Here is a 16,633-nt window from a genome sequence, read left to right as displayed (position 1 = left end):
GCGAGCCGCCTCGACGCGGCTCCTGACGTCTCGCTCGACTGTACGGCCCGGCGGACCGCGCCCTCACCGCATGGGCCTCGCGGCCCACCGCACGGGCCTCACACCCGCCAGCCCTCCGGGTCCACGCCCCCGGGCACCGGTTCCGCCGGCTCGTACGGCCCGCGAGTGAAGACGAACGTGCCGAGATCCAGATGGCTGACCGACCCCTCCGGGTCCCGCACCACTCGCAGGGTCTCGCCCGCGTAATAGCCGTCCAGCCCGGTCCAGGTGCCGTCCGCCTCCGCCCGGAACCACGAGGACCGCCCAGCCTGGGACAGCGGGGCGAGTTCAAGTCCACGCTCGGCCCGCAGCCGCAGCGTGTGCGGGTTCGCTCCCCAGTACCAGAGGCCGGTCAGCGCCAGCAGCTCCGGATCCAGCGGGCCGGGCAGCGGTCGCCAGGGCTCGGGAATCCGGGGTTCGTGCTCGACCACGATCCCGGTGAGGTCGGCGGCGATCGCGGCAACCGCCGGGCCGGAAGTGCAGTTGGCGAGCACGATCCCGGCGACGTCCTCGTCGACATCGGTCCACAGCGCCGCCAGGAAGCCGGGCATCGAGCCGGTGTGACCCACCAGCGTCCGTCCTTCCCGGCGCACCAGCTGAAGCCCCAGCCCGTACCCCGCCTCCCACGCGCTCCCCTCCGGTGGCACGGCTGGTGTCCGCATCTCGGCCAGAGTCGCCGCGCTCAGCACTCGCTCATCGCCCCTGAGCAGGAACGTCGCCCACCGGCACAGATCGTCCAGCGTGGACCACAGCTGCCCCGCCGGGCCCATCAACCCCGTGTCGTGAGCCGGTTCCGGCAACATCACGTCAGCCCACGGGTGCACCGCCCAGCCGCCCGCGTGCGGCATGCCCGGCTGCAGCGTCGTACGGCTCATGCCCAGCGGTCGCAGCACCTCGCGCCGCAGCACCTCGTCCCATGGCATGCCGCCCCGCAGGCGTTCGACCAGCGCGCCCAGCAGCGCATAGCCGGGGTTGGAGTAGTGGTGCCGCCGCCCGGCGGGGAGTCGCTGCGGCCGGTCACCGAACAGATCGGCCGGCTCCGGCCGCAGTTCGCCCGAGGTCCGCTCCCACCAGGGGGCCCTCGTCTCCGCCACCAACCCCGAGCTGTGGGCCAGCAGTTGAGCGATCGTCGCGTCGGGTACCGGGGTGCCCTCCAGATGCTTGCCGACCGGGTCCCCCAGTCGGAGCAACTGCTCGTCCCGCAGCCTCATCACCAGCACGGCGACAAAGGTCTTGGTGAGCGAACCGATCCGGTACTGCACATCCCCGTTCGGCACCTCGCCCTCCACCGAAGTCCTGGCGCCGCTCCACACCGCCAGACCGTCGCGGACCACCGCACCCATCATCGAGGGCACCCGCCCCTCTGCCTGCCCGATCGCCAGCCGCCGCAGCAGCGACCGCCGTGTCTGGGGCAGCAGCCCCACGAAGGCTTCACAGCTGTCGACCGGCACCGGCACATGGCCGACCGGCGCGGGCTCCTGGGGCTCGGCGGACTGGGTGATGGTCATGGCGCTCCTCAACGGCAGATCCGATGCAACCGATCCAGCTCAGGCGGACAGCTTCGCCTGTCCGGCCCCGCCCGATCCAGCTCAGCCGTTCCCCCGTTCGCCCACACCCGCTCCGCGGCTCATCAGCGCAGCGCCGCCGCCCCGAGCACGCTGCCCAGCTCGGCCTGTTCCGCCTCCGGCAGCCAGCGCGCCGCATGCACCATGTGCAGGGCCGTACGCAGCCGCATGCGGTCCTCGTCCGTACCGAGGTACCCGAGGTAGGCCGGGAGGGTCAGTCCCAGCGCCTTGAGATCGGCCCGCGCACACCACCGCGCCAGCAGCCCACGGACGCGTCCGTCGACCACCGCGTCGAGGGCCCACGGCAGCGCGCCCTCTCCGGTTTCGCTCCCCGACCCGACCTGCTCGGACGGCGCAGAAGCCGTACCTCGCAGGCCCTCCGCGATCGCGAACCGGTTCCAGTCGCCGTACTGCCCACCGGGGGCGTCCCCCGCCCGTTCCGCGGCGCGCTGGAAGTAGACATGCGCCAGCTCCAGTTGGCCGAGCTGCCGATAGGCGAGCCCCATGTTCACGTACAACGACGAATAGAACCCCTGGACCCGTTCATCGCCCACCCGGTCGGCACGGGTCAGGCACTCCTGGTTCCAACGCAGCGTCTCGTCGGGCAGGGTCTGGTGCCGGGCGAGATAGTGCGCGGCGATGCACGCCTCATAGTCGTCGGCGGCGACGTCCCAGGCCCGCTGAAAGAGTCCGAGGGCCGCCTCGCCGTCCCCCTCCGCCTCGGCCTGCATCCCCTCCACGCACAACCGCACCACAGGCAGTTCCGGATCCATCGGCCCATTCCCCTCAGCAGTCACCAGCAGTCAGTCCTTGGCCTCGGTCTCGGTCTCGGTCTCGCGCACCGGCATCACCAACGTGGTGAAACTTCCCTGGTCGGCGGAGCGGACCACGACGGGGCGGTCGACCGAACCGCCCTCCATCAGCACATCGGGGCCCACCCCGGCCTCCAGCGCGGGTACAAGTACCGCCGGATCAAAGGCGATCCGCAGCCCAGGCCCTGTACGAACCATCCGGAGCAGGACGGGCTCACGCCCACCGCCCGACACCTCCAGCGTCTGCTCGGCCGTGGAGCCGGGCGTTGTTTCACGTGAAACAGCGCCCTTACTCCGGCCGGCCACACCGCCCCCGGCGTCGTCCCCTGCAGCGGTCGACAACGACACCACCCCCGCCCGTCCGGCCACCGCGTCCCGTAGCGCCAATCGGTCGATGATGAGGCGATGACGGTTGGCCTCCAGGCCTTCCAGCATCAGCCGGTAGTCCGGAAACACCTCGGGTGTGCCATCGCCCTGTCGCCGACCCGCGCTCGCCGTCACCTCGCGGCTGTCCGCCTCGCCCCGCAGCCGGACGCCCGCGCCGTCGTCCGCGCACTCCACACCAACCACCACCTGCCGTACGGCCCACTCCGCCAGATTTCGCGCCGTATCCGCGCCGATCAGGACCTGTCGCGGCCCGCCCTCGAACTCCGCCGGCCGCAGCACCCGCACCGCCAGGCGATAGCGGTCCGTGGCCACCAACCGCACCTCACCGTCGATGAGTTCCAGCAGCACACAGCCCAGCACCGGATGCTCCTTCCGGGACTCCCCGGTCGCAGCCGCGGGCGCCACCTGCCGTACCGCACTGGCGAGTTCGGCACCGCCCACCCGCGCCCTGGCCCAGCTGCGGCCGTTCTCCGAGCCGCCGGCCGCCTCCCGGAGAAGCCCCTCCACCACCGCCCGCGCCGCATCCGCCGTCCGCCGAGTCCGCTCCAGGTGTGCCCGCAGCACGCCCCGCGCAGCATCCGCCCGTCCGTCCAGCACGACCGCGGCATCCACCAGGGGCAGCCCCGCCTCCCGCAACCGCCGCAGCCGAACCGCCCGCGCCGTCTGCTCCGCCGCATAGCGCCGGTAGCCCGTCACGGCATCCACCTGAGCCGGCCGCAGCACCCCGCAGTCGTCGTAGAACCGCAGAGCACTCGGCGCCAGCCCCACCCGTCGCGCGAATGCACCGATGCTCAGCAGTACTTCGCTGTCGTCCATGGAGGCGATTGTGGAGCTTCAACCAGCTTGAAGGTCAAAGACCATACGGCGGCGGCAATGGTCCACCTGGCGGATCGCCGCCGTCTCTGGCTCCACCCTGACGAGCGGTATCCCACCCTGAGCGCTCCGGCCAACACCCTTATCAACGACCAGGGTTGGGACTTCGACTGAGGGGCCGCACGCCCAATTCCGTTCGCCGAGTGGCCAACTGACCCGGTCACCCACAGGGCGGAGGGCCAGCGCCCGCTGCCCAACCCCCCGTCACACCGTAGGCAGAACCCCCGAGAACCCGGATGGCAGTACCGATGCGCGGTGCGGCATTTTTCATATTAGCATCCCAGTCACTGTACGCAGTTGATCTGTTACAGATCGCATCCGTTCAATCTCTGGAGGAGAAATGCGCAAGCTTCACAAGGCTGCCGTCGTGGCCGCCATCCTCGGCACCGTCAGCTTCCTCGGGGCCGGCACGGCCTCCGCCCGGGGTGGCGGCCACGGGAACTGGTGCCGGTCGCACGACCTGAACGTCGACGTGCTCGGCCAGGTCGGGATCCTCAACGGCCTGCTGGGCAACGCGCTCAACGGCGAGGGCGGCCCGGGCGGACAGTTCGGCGGGGTCGGCTCGAGCATGGGCTGCAACGGCTGACAACTGGCACATGTCCCGGCGTCCGAGCCACCGGCTCGGCGCCGGGGCCCCTCCCCGACCTTCATCAGGGCCTGGGCACAATCCGGTGCGCCGCGCATGTCGCCCCGGCATCGATCGCAAAGGAACCCCGCACATGTTCAGTCGAAAGAAGATCGCAGCCGTCTCGGTGCTCCTGAGCGGCCTCGCCGTGACCGGCGCCGGTGCCACCCAGGCGCACGCCGCAGCAACACCCAGCGACTGCACCCGCACCGTGCAGGGCATCACCTGCATGCACAAGAGCCAGTCCGTCTACACCAACAAGGACGGCAAGCGCATCGTCAGGCAGACGCACGAGTGCTCGACGAACTCCCGGCACGTCCTGGTGCTGCCCCGCATCGGCCTGCTCAATCAAGCCCCGCAGACCACGAGGGTCGGGCCCGTCATGAACTGCTCCAACAAGGTGCCACCGTCCAAGGACTTCAAGGAGGACAGCCGGAACATCCGACTACGCCCGGCGGCCCCCCGCAACCGCAACGAGGAGGGCTTGGTCCAGCTCATCGCCAGAAAGCTGCTCTGACCTGGGCGCCTCGACCCCGCGTCGGATGCGCTAAGCCGTTGCCCGCCGGACCTGGTAGTTCCAGCGTGTGAGCGACCGGACGACGGTTTCGGCACCGATGGGGTTGGCGCTGTGAACGAAGACCATGCCGATCTGGAAGGGCCGTCCGCTGAAGGCGGCTTCTTCCATGAGGGTCACCACGGGCATGATGCTGTCGTCGCCGCCGAGATCGTGGTCGAGCCAGAGTTCGTCGATGAAGCCGTCGCGGTGCTCTTGCAGGAGGCGGACGCCTTCGCGGCTGGTGCGGGCGATCCGGGTGGCTCTGGGGAGCGGTCGGAGGTCGTCAATGCCGAGGATGACGGGCATTGGTGCGGCTGGGTCCTCTTTCACCTGGTCATCATCACAGGAGAGCGGCCGCGAGAACTTCGGGGTGCCAGGTCGTTTGCGAACACCGATGACTGGTGATCCCAAACGGCCTGGCCGCCTCGGCGGGCCGGTCACGAGCCCCCGGCCGGGCGGGGCGGCGAGCCGACCGGCGTCGTGGTGTCTTCGTATCGCACCTCGTAGACACGCTCGGCGAACTTCCAACCGTCACCGGTGCGCTGGTAACGGTCAGTAGGACGACACGGCCGACCGAAATGTGACGTGGCCCTACGGCGCGTGCGGGTTCTCCCTCTCGGCGTCCTGCGCCGATGCCGTGAGCTGGGCGTTCCCCGGCTGCATCCGCTCCGCCCACTCACGTTGAGTCACGGCGTGCTCTATGCGGCTGACGATTTCCTTCTTGGCCGCCGCGTCCAAGGTCTCCGGAATCCTGTCGAAGGTGTCGGGGAGAACGTCGAGCAGACCCCAGATCTGTTCGCCGGTGCTGACGGTCAGCAGCAGTTGGCACCTCCACTGCGGCGACACTTCGGGACGGTGGCGGAGCCGGTGCACGAGTGTGGGGAACAGGTAGTGCGTCGCCTCTGCGGCGAGGTGCTCCTGGAGCCAGTCGCCCGGGAGCCGCCGGCTGAAGCCGTATGTGGCGGCCTCCTGTTCCAGGTCGAGGAGCTGGTCGGTGTCGACGGCTCGGACGGTGCGGGGAAGGGCTGAGGCCATGTCGAGATGATGGCAAGGAGCCCCGTGCGGGCGAGAGGTCAGCGAGGACGGGCCGTGATCTGCCGACGGGCGATGTCCCGGCGAGCAGCGTCCTGCCCACCACCGCCATAACCCTGCGGCCGAGAAAATGACCCGGAACCGGAGAACGAACCAACAGCCCGTCCGCTCAGGTCTGTGCCATGTCCACGAAGCGGGAGTAGTGGCCCTGGAAGGCGACCGTGATCGTGGCCGTGGGGCCGTTACGGTGCTTGGCCACGATCAGGTCGGCCTCGCCTGCGCGGGGGGACTCCTTCTCGTAGGCGTCCTCGCGGTGCAGCAGGATGACCATGTCGGCGTCCTGCTCGATCGAACCGGATTCACGGAGGTCGGAGACCATCGGCTTCTTGTCCGTGCGCTGCTCGGGGCCACGGTTCAGCTGGGAGAGCGCGATGACCGGGAGCTCCAGCTCCTTCGCCAGCAGCTTGAGGTTTCGGGACATGTCCGAGACCTCCTGCTGGCGGCTCTCGGCGCGCTTCGAACCGCCGGACTGCATCAGCTGGAGGTAGTCGATCACCACCAGCTTCAGCTCGTTGCGCTGCTTGAGGCGCCGGCACTTGGCCCGGATCTCCATCATCGACAGGTTCGGCGAGTCGTCGATGTACAGGGGCGCGGCCGAGACGTCGGGCATCCGCCGAGCCAGCCGCGTCCAGTCCTCGTCCGTCATGCTGCCGGAGCGCATGTGATGCAGCGCCACCCGCGCCTCGGCGGACAGCAGCCGCATCGCGATCTCGTTGCGCCCCATTTCCAGGGAGAAGATCACGCTCGGCAGATTGCTCTTGATCGAGCAGGCCCGCGCGAAGTCCAGCGCGAGGGTCGACTTACCCATGGCCGGACGGGCCGCGATGACGATCATCTGCCCCGGATGCAGGCCGTTCGTCAGCGAATCCAGGTCGGTGAAGCCCGTCGGCACACCCGTCATCTGCCCCTGACGTGAGCCGATCGCCTCGATCTCGTCGAGCGCGCCCTCCATGATGTCGCCGAGCGGCAGATAGTCCTCACTGGTCCGCTGCTCCGTGACGGCGTAGATCTCCGCCTGGGCGCTGTTGACGATCTCGTCGACGTCGCCGTCCGCGGCGTATCCCATCTGCGTGATACGGGTGCCGGCCTCGACGAGCCGGCGGAGCACGGCACGCTCGTGGACGATCTCGGCGTAGTACTCGGCGTTCGCGGCCGTCGGGACGGACTGGACGAGGGTGTGCAGATACGAGGCGCCGCCGACCCGGCCGATCTCGCCGCGCTTGGTCAACTCGGCGGCGATGGTGATCGGGTCGGCCGGCTCGCCCTTGGCGTAGAGGTCGAGGATCGCCTGGAAGACCAGCTCATGAGCGGGGCGGTAGAAGTCCTCTCCCTTGAGGACCTCGACGACGTCCGCGATGGCATCCTTGGACAGCAGCATGCCGCCGAGCACGGACTGCTCGGCGTCCAGGTCCTGTGGGGGGACCCGCTCGAAGCCGCCGGCCCAGGAACCGCCGTCGTCGTCGCGGTCCGGTCGCTCGCCACGGCCGCGGCCCTTGCCGTCGCCTCGGCGGGAGCGGGGGGCCGGCAGCCGGTCGCTCGGACCGGAGTCCGCCCAGGGGTCTTCCATGGGCTCGGGAATGCTCACCCCGGCACCTCCTCCCGTCCGCGGCGCGGACCTTGCTGTGCTGTTCTTTCATACGGCACAGCTCTGACAATCGAGACGCCCGACTCCGGTTACGGCGCGTCGAGTTCGGACGATGTCTCGGGCCAGAACAGGCGGCGGGTGCCGGTCCACGGTAGGCCCGTGGGCACCGTCCGCCAATCTGGTTATCCACAGGCCATGTGGATGACCGCCTTGCAGCTGTGGAGAAGTCCCCGGATCCTGTGCACGGCGCGGGGGAAACTTCTGTGGACAAGCACACAATCACCCCACCCTCACCCTTCTGACCTGCGGTTTTCTCATCCATAGGCTGTGGGGGAGAAAAACTTCTGCCAGCTGTTCAAGATCGCGGCAAACGGCGCGGAGGAGGAGGCTCCATACAACGGAAAGTAAGGACTGCAGAGGGTTTGCGTCTCTTACCTGTGGAAGATTAGATTGAGCGCATGACACAGGCTCCCGCGACCCTGCGGCGCTCCGACCGCCGCCACGACCGCGAGATCATAGCCCTCGCCCTCCCCGCCTTCGGCTCACTGGTCGCGGAGCCCCTCTTCGTCATGGTCGACAGCGCCGTCATCGGCCACCTCGGCACCTCCCAGCTCGCCGGCCTCGGCGTCGCCGCCGGCCTGCTGACCACCGCCGTCGCCGTCTTCGTCTTCCTCGCCTACGCCACCACCGCGGCGGTCGCCCGCCGGGTCGGCGCCGGCGACCTCCCCGCGGCGATCCGCCAGGGCATGGACGGCATCTGGCTCGCCCTGTTGCTCGGCGCGGGCGTCGTCGCGGCCGTGCTGCCCACCGCGCCCTGGCTCGTCGAGGCCTTCGGTGCCTCTGCCACCGCCGCCCCGCACGGCACCGCTTACCTGCGCATCAGCGCGCTCGGCATCCCCGCGATGCTCGTCGTGCTGGCCGCCACCGGCGTCCTCCGCGGCCTCCAGGACACCAAGACCCCGCTCTACGTCGCCATCGGCGGCTTCTCCGCCAACGCCGCGCTCAACGTCGCCCTGGTCTACGGCGCCGGCCTCGGCATCGAGGGATCCGCCTGGGGCACGGTCATCGCCCAGTGCGCCATGGCCGCCGCCTACCTCGCCGTGGTGATCCGCGGCGCCCGACGGCACGGTGCCTCGCTCCGCCCCGACGCCGCGGGGATCCGCGCCTGTGCCCAGGCCGGCGTTCCGCTGCTGGTCCGTACGCTCTCTCTGCGCGCTGTGCTGATGATCGCCACCGCCATCGCCGCCCGGCTCGGCGACGCCGAGGTCGCCGCCCACCAGATCGTGCTCACGCTGTGGTCCCTGCTGGCCTTCGCGCTGGACGCGATAGCCATCGCCGGGCAGGCCATCATAGGCCGCTACCTCGGCGCGGGGGACCGCGACGGTGCCCAGGCCGCCTGCCGCCGCATGGTCCAGTGGGGCATCGCCTCGGGCCTGGTGCTCGGTGTGCTGGTCGCGCTCGCCCGCCCGGTGTTCATCCCGCTGTTCACCTCCGACCCCGCCGTACAGGGCCCGCTGCTGACCACGCTCCTGGTCGTGGCCGTGACACAGCCGATCTCCGGGATCGTCTTCATCCTCGACGGCGTCCTGATGGGCGCGGGCGACGGCCCGTATCTCGCCTGGGCGATGGTGCTGACGCTGGCCCTGTTCGTGCCGGCCGCACTCGCCGTACCGGCCTTCGGCGGCGGACTGGTCGCCCTGTGGTGGGCGATGGCACTGATGATGGCCGTCCGCATGGCGACGCTCTGGCTGCGCACCCGCTCCGGCCGGTGGATTGTGACCGGGGCCTCCCGCTGAACCACCTCCCGCAACACAGAGTGCATGTCGATAATGACGGGGTGCGCTCGCTTGCCAGGAAGTCCGTGCTGCCCATGACGTTCATCGTCGTCATGGCTGCTGCCGTGGTGGGCTACGCCGCGGAGGAGTCCGATACGCGCGGCGGCACGGGCCACAGCAGCTTCGGCAAGTCCGGCGAGGCCGGCCAGGACCCCCAGGACCAGGATCCCGCCGCGACCGCTCCGGCCGATATCGGCAATGCGTACACCCCGCGCCGGACCGAGCAGAACGCCAGGGTCGGCGTGGTCTTCGAGAAGAACGACTCGGGCGACCACTTCTGCACCGCGAGCGTGGTGCAGAGTCCGGGCCGCAACATGCTGATAACGGCGGCGCACTGCGCCTTCGACGCCGACGCCGGATCCACGGTGGACGACCTCCTCTTCGCCCCCGACTATCGCGACGGCGAAGAACCCACGGGCCTGTGGAAGGTCAAGAAAGTGATCGTCGACGACCGCTGGGCCAAGAAGCAGGACGAGGATCTCGACGTCGCCTTCCTCCTCCTCGACAAGAAGGACGGCGAGCAGATCCAGGACGTCCTCGGCGGGAACACCCTGGGCATCGACCGCGGCTTCGACAACGAGGTCAAGATCACCGGCTACCCCACCAGCCGAAACACCCCGATCTCCTGCCAGAACCGCACCACGAAGTACAGCGACACCCAGATGCGCGTCCAGTGCACCGACTTCGAGGGCGGTACGAGCGGTAGCCCCTGGCTCGCCGACTACGACCCCAAGAGCCACACCGGCACGGTCATCGGCGTCCTGGGCGGCCATGAGGGCGGCGGTGACGAGGACGACATCTCCTACGCGGCGTACTTCGACGACGACGTCGCCGAGCTGTACAAGCACGCCCAGGACGAGGACTGAGGACCGGGCCGCTCGCACCCCGGCACGGCGAAGGGCCGCACCCCGATGACGGAGTGCGGCCCTTCTGCGTTGTCCTGCGATCAGGCGGCGACGACCTCGACGCCCAGCTTCGCAACGACCTCGGCGTGCAGACGCACGGAGACCTGGTGCGCGCCCAGGGTCTTGATCGGCGAGCCGAGCTCGACACGACGCTTGTCCACGTCCGGACCACCAGCGGCCTTGATCGCCGCAGCGACGTCGGCCGGGGTGACGGAGCCGAACAGGCGGCCCGCGTCGCCGGCGCGGACGGCCAGCTTCACGCTGACGCCCTCGAGCCGGCCCTTGACCTCGTTGGCCTGCTCGATCGTGGCGATCTCGCGGATCTTGCGACCGCGGCGGATCTGCTCGACGTCCTTCTCGCCACCCTTGGTCCAGCGGATCGCGAAACCGCGCGGGACCAGGTAGTTGCGGGCGTATCCGTCCTTGACGTCAACGACGTCGCCGGCGGTGCCGAGGCCGGAGACCTCGTGGGTGAGGATGATCTTCATGTGTCGGTCACCCTTCCCTTATCGCGCGGTGGACGTGTAGGGCAGCAGCGCCATCTCACGGCTGTTCTTCACGGCCGTGGCGACGTCACGCTGGTGCTGAGTGCAGTTGCCGGTGACTCGGCGGGCACGGATCTTGCCGCGGTCGGAGATGAACTTCCGCAGCAGGTTCGTGTCCTTGTAGTCGACGTAGGAGATCTTCTCCTTGCAGAACACGCAAACCTTCTTCTTAGGCTTGCGAGCAGGCGGCTTCGCCATTGTCTCTCTCCAATGAGTTCAAGAAGTTTGTGCTGACGCCCTCAAGGCCCCCCGGCCGTTCCACGGCGTTGTTTCACGTGAAACAACGCCGATCCGAGCCGGACGCGAGACCTAGAAGGGCGGCTCGTCCGAGTAGCCACCGCCGGAGCTACCGCCCCAGCCACCGCCGCCACCCTGCTGGCCGCCGCCGGCAGGGCCGCTGGTCGCCCACGGGTCGTCGGCAGGAGCGCCGCCGCCCTGCTGACCGCCGCCGGGGCCGCCGCCCCAGCCGCCGCCACCCTGGCCACCGCCCTGCTGACCGCCGCCGAAGCCGCCGCCCTGGCCACCGCGACCGCTGGTCTTGGTGATCTTGGCCGTGGCGTTCTTGAGGCTCGCGCCCACTTCCTCGACGTCGAGCTCGTAGACCGTGCGCTTCACGCCCTCGCGGTCCTCGTACGAGCGCTGCTTGAGGCGGCCCTGTACGACCACGCGGGTACCCCGCGTGAGGGACTCGGCGACGTTCTCCGCCGCCTGACGCCACACCGAGCAGGTCAGGAACAGGCTCTCGCCGTCCTTCCACTCATTGGTCTGGCGGTCGAAGGTGCGGGGGGTGGATGCGACGCGGAACTTCGCAACCGCCGCACCGGACGGGGTGAAGCGCAGCTCGGGGTCGTCGACAAGATTGCCGACAACCGTGATGACGGTCTCGCCTGCCATTAGGGGAACCTCTCGGCGGGTGTGCTGCTGGCTGCTGGTGTTGCTGCTACTCGGACCCGGTTACCGCTGAACGCTGAGGCGCTCAGTGGGTCTCGGGACGGAGGACCTTGGTCCGGAGGACCGACTCGTTCAGGTTCATCTGACGGTCGAGCTCCTTGACGACCGCAGGCTCGGCCTGCAGGTCGATGACCGAGTAGATGCCCTCGGGCTTCTTCTTGATCTCGTACGAGAGACGACGACGGCCCCAGGTGTCGACCTTCTCGACCTTTCCGTTGCCCTCGCGGACGACGGAGAGGAAGTTCTCGATCAGCGGGGAGACAGCGCGCTCCTCGAGATCGGGGTCGAGGATGACCATCACCTCGTAGTGACGCATGGTGAACCCACCTCCTTTGGACTCAGCGGCCACGGTCGTTCCGTGGCAGGAGGGTCATATGCGTTTCCGCGCCGAGCCCGGCCGGCCATCCGGACAGACATAGGCGCAGACCGTACAGAGTACCTGCCTGAAGCCTTCCGGTTGAAATCCGGGCGGTACACCCCTCAATCTGGAACACAACGGGTGTGAGCGGCGTTACAGTGCGCCGCCCTGTCATCGGAGGTGCCGCATGGCACAGGCAGCTAGGACCCAGCGCGACCTGCTCTCGCTTCTCAACAGCGACGGCAAGGAGCATCCCGTCGAGAACACCTTCGCCCTCGTCACCCTGGTGCTCGGCGCGATCGCCGCCCTCACCACGCTCTCTCCCAGTCTGCACTTGGTCAGTTCCTGGGTCGGTCTGATCGGAATCGGCACCGGCCTGTGGGGCCAGTTCATCTCGTCGACGACAGGCGAGCGCTTCCTGTTGATCATCGGGTTGGGCGCGTCCGCCTTCGGTTTCTACCTAGGTGTCGCGTTCGGCGGGCTCATCGGCTGAGGCGTCCGGCCGACTCACCGTGTGGCATACGGGGCCCAGCCCGTACGGCCCAGACGGGGCGCTCCCCGGTCACAGTAGGCTTCGGCGCGAGAGCCGGAGCCCCGACCATGGGGACACACCTGCCGAGGAGCGCCCCGCATGAGCCTGACCCTGAGGACCATCAGCCGAGAGCAACATCTGGCGTACATCCAGAGCCTGCCCGCGGCGAGCCACATGCAGGTTCCGGCCTGGGCGGACGTGAAGGCCGAATGGCGTTCGGAGAGCCTGGGCTGGTTCGACGCGAGCGGCGAACTGGTCGGCGCGGGCCTGGTGCTCTACCGCCAGGTGCCCAAGGTCAAGCGCTACCTCGCGTATCTGCCCGAGGGACCGGTCATCAACTGGTTCACGCCGAACCTCAAGGACTGGCTCGAGCCGATGCTGGCGCACCTCAAGAAGCAGGGCGCCTTCACCGTGAAGATGGGCCCTCCGGTCGTCATCCGCCGCTGGGACGCCGCAGCGATCAAGGCCGGCATCCAGGACCCGGACGTCAAGCGCCTGCGTCAGGTCGAGGCGACCCACATCGAGCCGCGCGCCTTCGAGGTGGCCGACCAGCTGCGCCGTATGGGGTGGCAGCAGGGTGAGGAGGACGGCGCCGGCTTCGCCGACGTGCAGCCCCGCTATGTCTTCCAGGTGCCCCTTGCCAATCGTTCCCTCGAAGAGGTCCACAAGGGCTTCAACCAGCTGTGGCGCCGGAACATCAAGAAGGCCGAGAAGGCCGGCGTCGAGGTCGTCGAGGGCGGCTACGACGATCTGGCCGAATGGCAGCGGCTCTACGAGATCACCGCGGAGCGCGACCGGTTCACGCCGCGCCCCCTCGGTTACTTCCAGCGCATGTGGAAGGCGCTCAACGCCGAGGACCCCAACCGCATGCGGCTGTACTTTGCGCGGCACAACGGCGTGAACCTCTCGGCCGCGACGATGCTGGTCGTCGGCGGGCACGTCTGGTACTCCTACGGCGCCTCCGACAACATCGGCCGGGAGGTCCGGCCCTCCAATGCCATGCAGTGGCAGATGCTGCAGGACGCCTACAAGCTCGACGCCTCGGTCTACGACCTCCGCGGCATCAGCGACTCGCTGGACGAGAACGACCACCTCTTCGGCCTGATCCAGTTCAAGGTCGGCACGGGTGGGCAGGCGGCGGAGTACCTCGGCGAATGGGACTTCCCGCTCAGCAAGGTCCTGCAGAAGGCGTTCGACATCGCGATGTCGCTGCGCGGATAGCCTGCGCAGCGCCGACAGCTCCACCGCACCGTGCGTACTCCTGACACACCCCATCCATGAGAAAGGTTCCGGCCCCGGCCATGGCGCTCACCCTCTACGTCGACACCGCGCGCTGGCGGGCGCATCAGCAGAGCGTTCTCCAGCAGTTCCCCGGGCTGGTCCCGGTCTGCAAAGGCAACGGCTACGGCTTCGGCCATGAGCGCCTCGCCGACGAGGCGACCCGCCTGGGCGCCGACATCCTCGCGGTCGGGACGACCTACGAAGCGGCCCGTATCAAGGACTTCTTCAGCGGTGACCTGCTCGTCCTGACCCCGTTCCGGCACGGCGAGGAGCCGGTGCCGCTGCCCGACCGGGCGATCCGCTCGGTCTCCTCGGTCGAGGGCGTCGGCGGCCTGGTCGGCGCCCGGGTCGTCATCGAGGTCATGAGCAGCATGAAGCGCCATGGCGTCAAGCCGGAAGACCTGGCGAAGCTGGCCGCGGCCATCGAGGACGTCCGGCTCGAGGGCTTCGCGATCCACCTGCCGCTGGACCGCGCCGACGGCTCCGACGCGGTCGATGAGGTCATCGGCTGGATGGACCGGCTCCGCGCCGCCCGTCTCCCGCTGCACACCATGTTCGTCAGCCACCTCAAGGCCGATGAACTCGCCCGCCTCCAGCAGCAGTTCCCGCAGACCCGCTTCCGCGCGCGGATCGGTACGCGGCTGTGGCTCGGCGACCACGAGGCCACCGAGTACCGCGGCTCGGTGCTCGATGTCACCCGGGTCTCCAAGGGCGAGCGCTTCGGCTACCGCCAGCAGAAGGCGGCCTCCGACGGCTACCTGGTCGTGGTGGCAGGCGGTACCTCGCACGGTGTGGGCCTGGAGTCCCCCAAGGCGCTGCACGGGGTGATGCCGCGCGCCAAGGGCGTGGCCCGGGCCGGTCTGGCGACCGTCAACCGCAATCTCGCGCCGTATGTCTGGGCCGGTAAGCAGCGCTGGTTCGCGGAACCCCCGCACATGCAGGTGTCGATCCTGTTCGTGCCGGGGGACGCCCCGCAGCCCCAGGTCGGCGAGGAGCTGGTGGCCCATCTGCGGCACACCACCACTCAGTTCGACCGCCTCGTGGACCGCTGAGCCGGCCGGCCTTCCGGCTCCACCACACACCAAGGGCCCGGTGCCGCAGAACTCCTCTGTGGCACCGGGCCCCGTGCATGCGCCACCGCCCCGGCTCAGTCCCGTACGACGCCCCAGCGCACCCGTGGCGCCCCCTCGAAGTGCACCGCGTGCCGAGGCGGGTGGTACGTCCTGCCGAGTACGAACACATCGGGGCTACGGTCCAGGACCCCGCCCGACGGATCGTCGTCACCGTCCCTGCGGACCACATCGCGCTCGGGCATCAGAATGTCCCGTACGACCACGGCGCAGAGGTAGAGAGTGCCCAGGAGGTGCAGCGCGATGGCCAGCTGGTAGCCCTCCGGCGGCAGGCCTTGGTGCTTGTCGCCACTGCCGGTGTAGGCGAGGTACATCCAGATCCCCAGGAAGTACATGACCTCGCAGGCCTGCCAGATGAGGAAGTCGCGCCAACGCGGCCGGGCCAGCGCGGCGAGCGGGGTCAGCCACAGGACGTACTGCGGCGAGTAGACCTTGTTGGTCAGGATGAACAGCGCGACGACGAGGAACGCGAGCTGGGCGAACCTTGGCCGCCGCGGCGCGTAGAGGGTCAGCACCCCGATGGCGGCACAGCCCACGAGCATCAGCAGCGTGGCATAGGTGTTGGCGTTCTCCAGCGGGTTGCCGGTGCGCTGCGAGATCAGCAACCAGATCGAACCGAAGTCGATGGGCCGCTCCTGGCTGAAGGTGTAGAACTTCGCCCAGCCCTCGCGGATGTGGAACCCGGTCGCATCGTGCGTGATCATCACCGGCAGGTTGACCAGCAGCCAGGCGCCCACGGCTCCGGCCGCCGCCTTCCCGAACGCGCGCCAGGCTCCCGCCCGCCAGCACAGCACCAGCAGCGGGCCCAGCAGCAGCACCGGGTACAGCTTCGCCGCGGTCGCCAGGCCGATCAGCATGCCTGCCTTCAGCGGGCGGCTGCGCGACCACATCAGCATGCCGCCGGCGGTCAGGGCGATGGCCAGCAGGTCCCAGTTGATGGTCGCGGTGAGGGCGAAGGCGGGCGCCAGGGCGACGAGGAGGCCGTCCCAGGGGCGGCGCCGATGCGTACGGGCCACGCACACCGCGATGACGGCGGCGCAGACCATCAGCATCCCGGAGTTGACCAGCCAGTAGATCTGTTCGCGGTCCTGGATCGTCCCCGCGCTCGGCGTCATCCATGAGGCGACCTCCATGAAGACGCCGGTGAGCACCGGGTACTCGAGGTACTCCATATCGCCGGGCAGCCGGTCGAAGTACGGGATCAGCCCGTCGGCGAAGCCCCGTCCCGCATAGAGATGAGGGATGTCGGAGTAGCAGGCATGGGTGTACTGGCTCGTCGCCCCGAAGAACCAGCCGCCGTTGTAGCACGGCAGCTTCTGCACCATGCCGAGCGCGAACATCCCGATGGCGACCAGTGCGACGACCCGCACCGGTGTCAGCCAGTGCGTTCCGAGCAGAGCGCGACGGCCGAGCGGACCTCCGACCAGCTCGCTGCCGGCCGCCGCCACCTCGTCCCGCTTTGTCGGCCGTACCGGCTCGTCCTGTCGCACGCTCGTCATGGCCCCATCCTGCCGTACGGCCACGGGCAGAACATGGCGAAGCCCCTGTCCCGGCAAGCCGGG

Annotated in this window: 18 protein-coding genes; 7 read left to right on the top strand and 11 right to left on the bottom strand. The window is 69.1% G+C overall.

What is annotated here, in order from left to right; all coding sequences use genetic code 11:
- Positions 1 to 98 precede the first annotated feature (98 nt).
- From WAB15_RS21340 to WAB15_RS21330, 3 genes are all read right to left on the bottom strand, one after another.
- A complete protein-coding gene (locus tag WAB15_RS21340) occupies positions 99 to 1,547 on the bottom strand; it encodes a serine hydrolase domain-containing protein (protein WP_407287200.1) in 1,449 nt (482 codons plus the stop codon).
- Between the two features lie 122 nt (positions 1,548 to 1,669).
- Positions 1,670 to 2,377: a hypothetical protein gene (locus tag WAB15_RS21335; protein ID WP_407287199.1), complete on the bottom strand. Its 708-nt coding sequence runs from the start codon at positions 2,375 to 2,377 to the stop codon at positions 1,670 to 1,672.
- A gap of 30 nt (positions 2,378 to 2,407) precedes the next feature.
- Entirely contained in the window at positions 2,408 to 3,619 is a 1,212-nt protein-coding gene (locus WAB15_RS21330; protein ID WP_407287198.1) for a MerR family transcriptional regulator, read from the bottom strand.
- Between the two features lie 397 nt (positions 3,620 to 4,016).
- Between WAB15_RS21330 and WAB15_RS21325 the strand changes: the two genes are divergently transcribed.
- Together WAB15_RS21325 and WAB15_RS21320 are read left to right on the top strand one after the other, a co-directional pair.
- Positions 4,017 to 4,262: a hypothetical protein gene (locus tag WAB15_RS21325; protein ID WP_384424260.1), complete on the top strand. Its 246-nt coding sequence runs from the start codon at positions 4,017 to 4,019 to the stop codon at positions 4,260 to 4,262.
- A gap of 133 nt (positions 4,263 to 4,395) precedes the next feature.
- The gene (locus tag WAB15_RS21320; RefSeq protein WP_399145826.1) at positions 4,396 to 4,818 is read left to right on the top strand and encodes a hypothetical protein; all 423 of its coding nucleotides are present in this window, start codon (positions 4,396 to 4,398) and stop codon (positions 4,816 to 4,818) included.
- 30 nt (positions 4,819 to 4,848) lie between these two features.
- Here the strand turns inward: WAB15_RS21320 and WAB15_RS21315 are convergent, their stop codons facing one another.
- From WAB15_RS21315 to dnaB, 3 genes are all read right to left on the bottom strand, one after another.
- Positions 4,849 to 5,163 (bottom strand): cyclic-phosphate processing receiver domain-containing protein, encoded by a 315-nt coding sequence (locus WAB15_RS21315; protein ID WP_407287197.1) that lies wholly within the window; start codon positions 5,161 to 5,163, stop codon positions 4,849 to 4,851.
- 285 nt (positions 5,164 to 5,448) lie between these two features.
- On the bottom strand, positions 5,449 to 5,892 hold the full coding sequence (locus tag WAB15_RS21310; RefSeq protein ID WP_407287196.1) for a hypothetical protein: 444 nt from the start codon (positions 5,890 to 5,892) through the stop codon (positions 5,449 to 5,451).
- Positions 5,893 to 6,058: 166 nt separating this feature from the next.
- Positions 6,059 to 7,516 carry a replicative DNA helicase gene (gene dnaB / locus WAB15_RS21305; protein WP_399146092.1) on the bottom strand — a complete coding sequence of 486 codons (1,458 nt, stop codon included), beginning with the start codon at positions 7,514 to 7,516 and terminating at the stop codon, positions 6,059 to 6,061.
- A 476-nt stretch (positions 7,517 to 7,992) separates the two neighbouring features.
- Here dnaB and WAB15_RS21300 point away from each other — a divergent pair, with 476 nt between their 5' ends.
- Both WAB15_RS21300 and WAB15_RS21295 read left to right on the top strand, forming a co-directional pair.
- The gene (locus tag WAB15_RS21300) at positions 7,993 to 9,330 is read left to right on the top strand and encodes an MATE family efflux transporter (RefSeq protein WP_407287195.1); all 1,338 of its coding nucleotides are present in this window, start codon (positions 7,993 to 7,995) and stop codon (positions 9,328 to 9,330) included.
- 41 nt (positions 9,331 to 9,371) lie between these two features.
- Positions 9,372 to 10,235 (top strand): trypsin-like serine peptidase, encoded by an 864-nt coding sequence (locus WAB15_RS21295; RefSeq protein WP_407287194.1) that lies wholly within the window; start codon positions 9,372 to 9,374, stop codon positions 10,233 to 10,235.
- Between the two features lie 80 nt (positions 10,236 to 10,315).
- Here the strand turns inward: WAB15_RS21295 and rplI are convergent, their stop codons facing one another.
- The 4 genes from rplI to rpsF form a co-directional block, all read right to left on the bottom strand.
- Positions 10,316 to 10,762 carry a 50S ribosomal protein L9 gene (gene rplI / locus WAB15_RS21290; RefSeq protein WP_399145831.1) on the bottom strand — a complete coding sequence of 149 codons (447 nt, stop codon included), beginning with the start codon at positions 10,760 to 10,762 and terminating at the stop codon, positions 10,316 to 10,318.
- Positions 10,763 to 10,780: 18 nt separating this feature from the next.
- Complete coding sequence (gene rpsR, locus WAB15_RS21285) at positions 10,781 to 11,017, bottom strand: 30S ribosomal protein S18 (RefSeq protein ID WP_003978893.1); 237 nt, start codon at positions 11,015 to 11,017, stop codon at positions 10,781 to 10,783.
- Between the two features lie 111 nt (positions 11,018 to 11,128).
- Positions 11,129 to 11,713 (bottom strand): single-stranded DNA-binding protein, encoded by a 585-nt coding sequence (locus WAB15_RS21280; protein ID WP_397734442.1) that lies wholly within the window; start codon positions 11,711 to 11,713, stop codon positions 11,129 to 11,131.
- Between the two features lie 82 nt (positions 11,714 to 11,795).
- Positions 11,796 to 12,086, bottom strand: a complete 291-nt coding sequence (gene rpsF / locus WAB15_RS21275; protein ID WP_006604399.1) for a 30S ribosomal protein S6 — start codon at positions 12,084 to 12,086, stop codon at positions 11,796 to 11,798.
- Positions 12,087 to 12,315: 229 nt separating this feature from the next.
- Here rpsF and WAB15_RS21270 point away from each other — a divergent pair, with 229 nt between their 5' ends.
- From WAB15_RS21270 to WAB15_RS21260, 3 genes are all read left to right on the top strand, one after another.
- Entirely contained in the window at positions 12,316 to 12,621 is a 306-nt protein-coding gene (locus tag WAB15_RS21270) for a hypothetical protein (RefSeq protein WP_399145833.1), read from the top strand.
- 138 nt (positions 12,622 to 12,759) lie between these two features.
- Positions 12,760 to 13,881, top strand: coding sequence for a lipid II:glycine glycyltransferase FemX (locus WAB15_RS21265; RefSeq protein ID WP_399145834.1), 1,122 nt, complete (start codon positions 12,760 to 12,762; stop codon positions 13,879 to 13,881).
- Between the two features lie 80 nt (positions 13,882 to 13,961).
- Positions 13,962 to 14,993: an alanine racemase gene (locus WAB15_RS21260; RefSeq protein WP_399145835.1), complete on the top strand. Its 1,032-nt coding sequence runs from the start codon at positions 13,962 to 13,964 to the stop codon at positions 14,991 to 14,993.
- Between the two features lie 95 nt (positions 14,994 to 15,088).
- Here WAB15_RS21260 and WAB15_RS21255 read toward each other — a convergent pair whose 3' ends face one another.
- On the bottom strand, positions 15,089 to 16,570 hold the full coding sequence (locus tag WAB15_RS21255; RefSeq protein WP_399145836.1) for a glycosyltransferase family 87 protein: 1,482 nt from the start codon (positions 16,568 to 16,570) through the stop codon (positions 15,089 to 15,091).
- Positions 16,571 to 16,633: the final 63 nt, after the last annotated feature.

This window comes from Streptomyces sirii (assembly GCF_045690365.1).
GTDB classification, from domain to species: domain Bacteria; phylum Actinomycetota; class Actinomycetes; order Streptomycetales; family Streptomycetaceae; genus Streptomyces; species Streptomyces sirii.
This window is presented reverse-complemented; position numbering and strand designations above follow the sequence as displayed.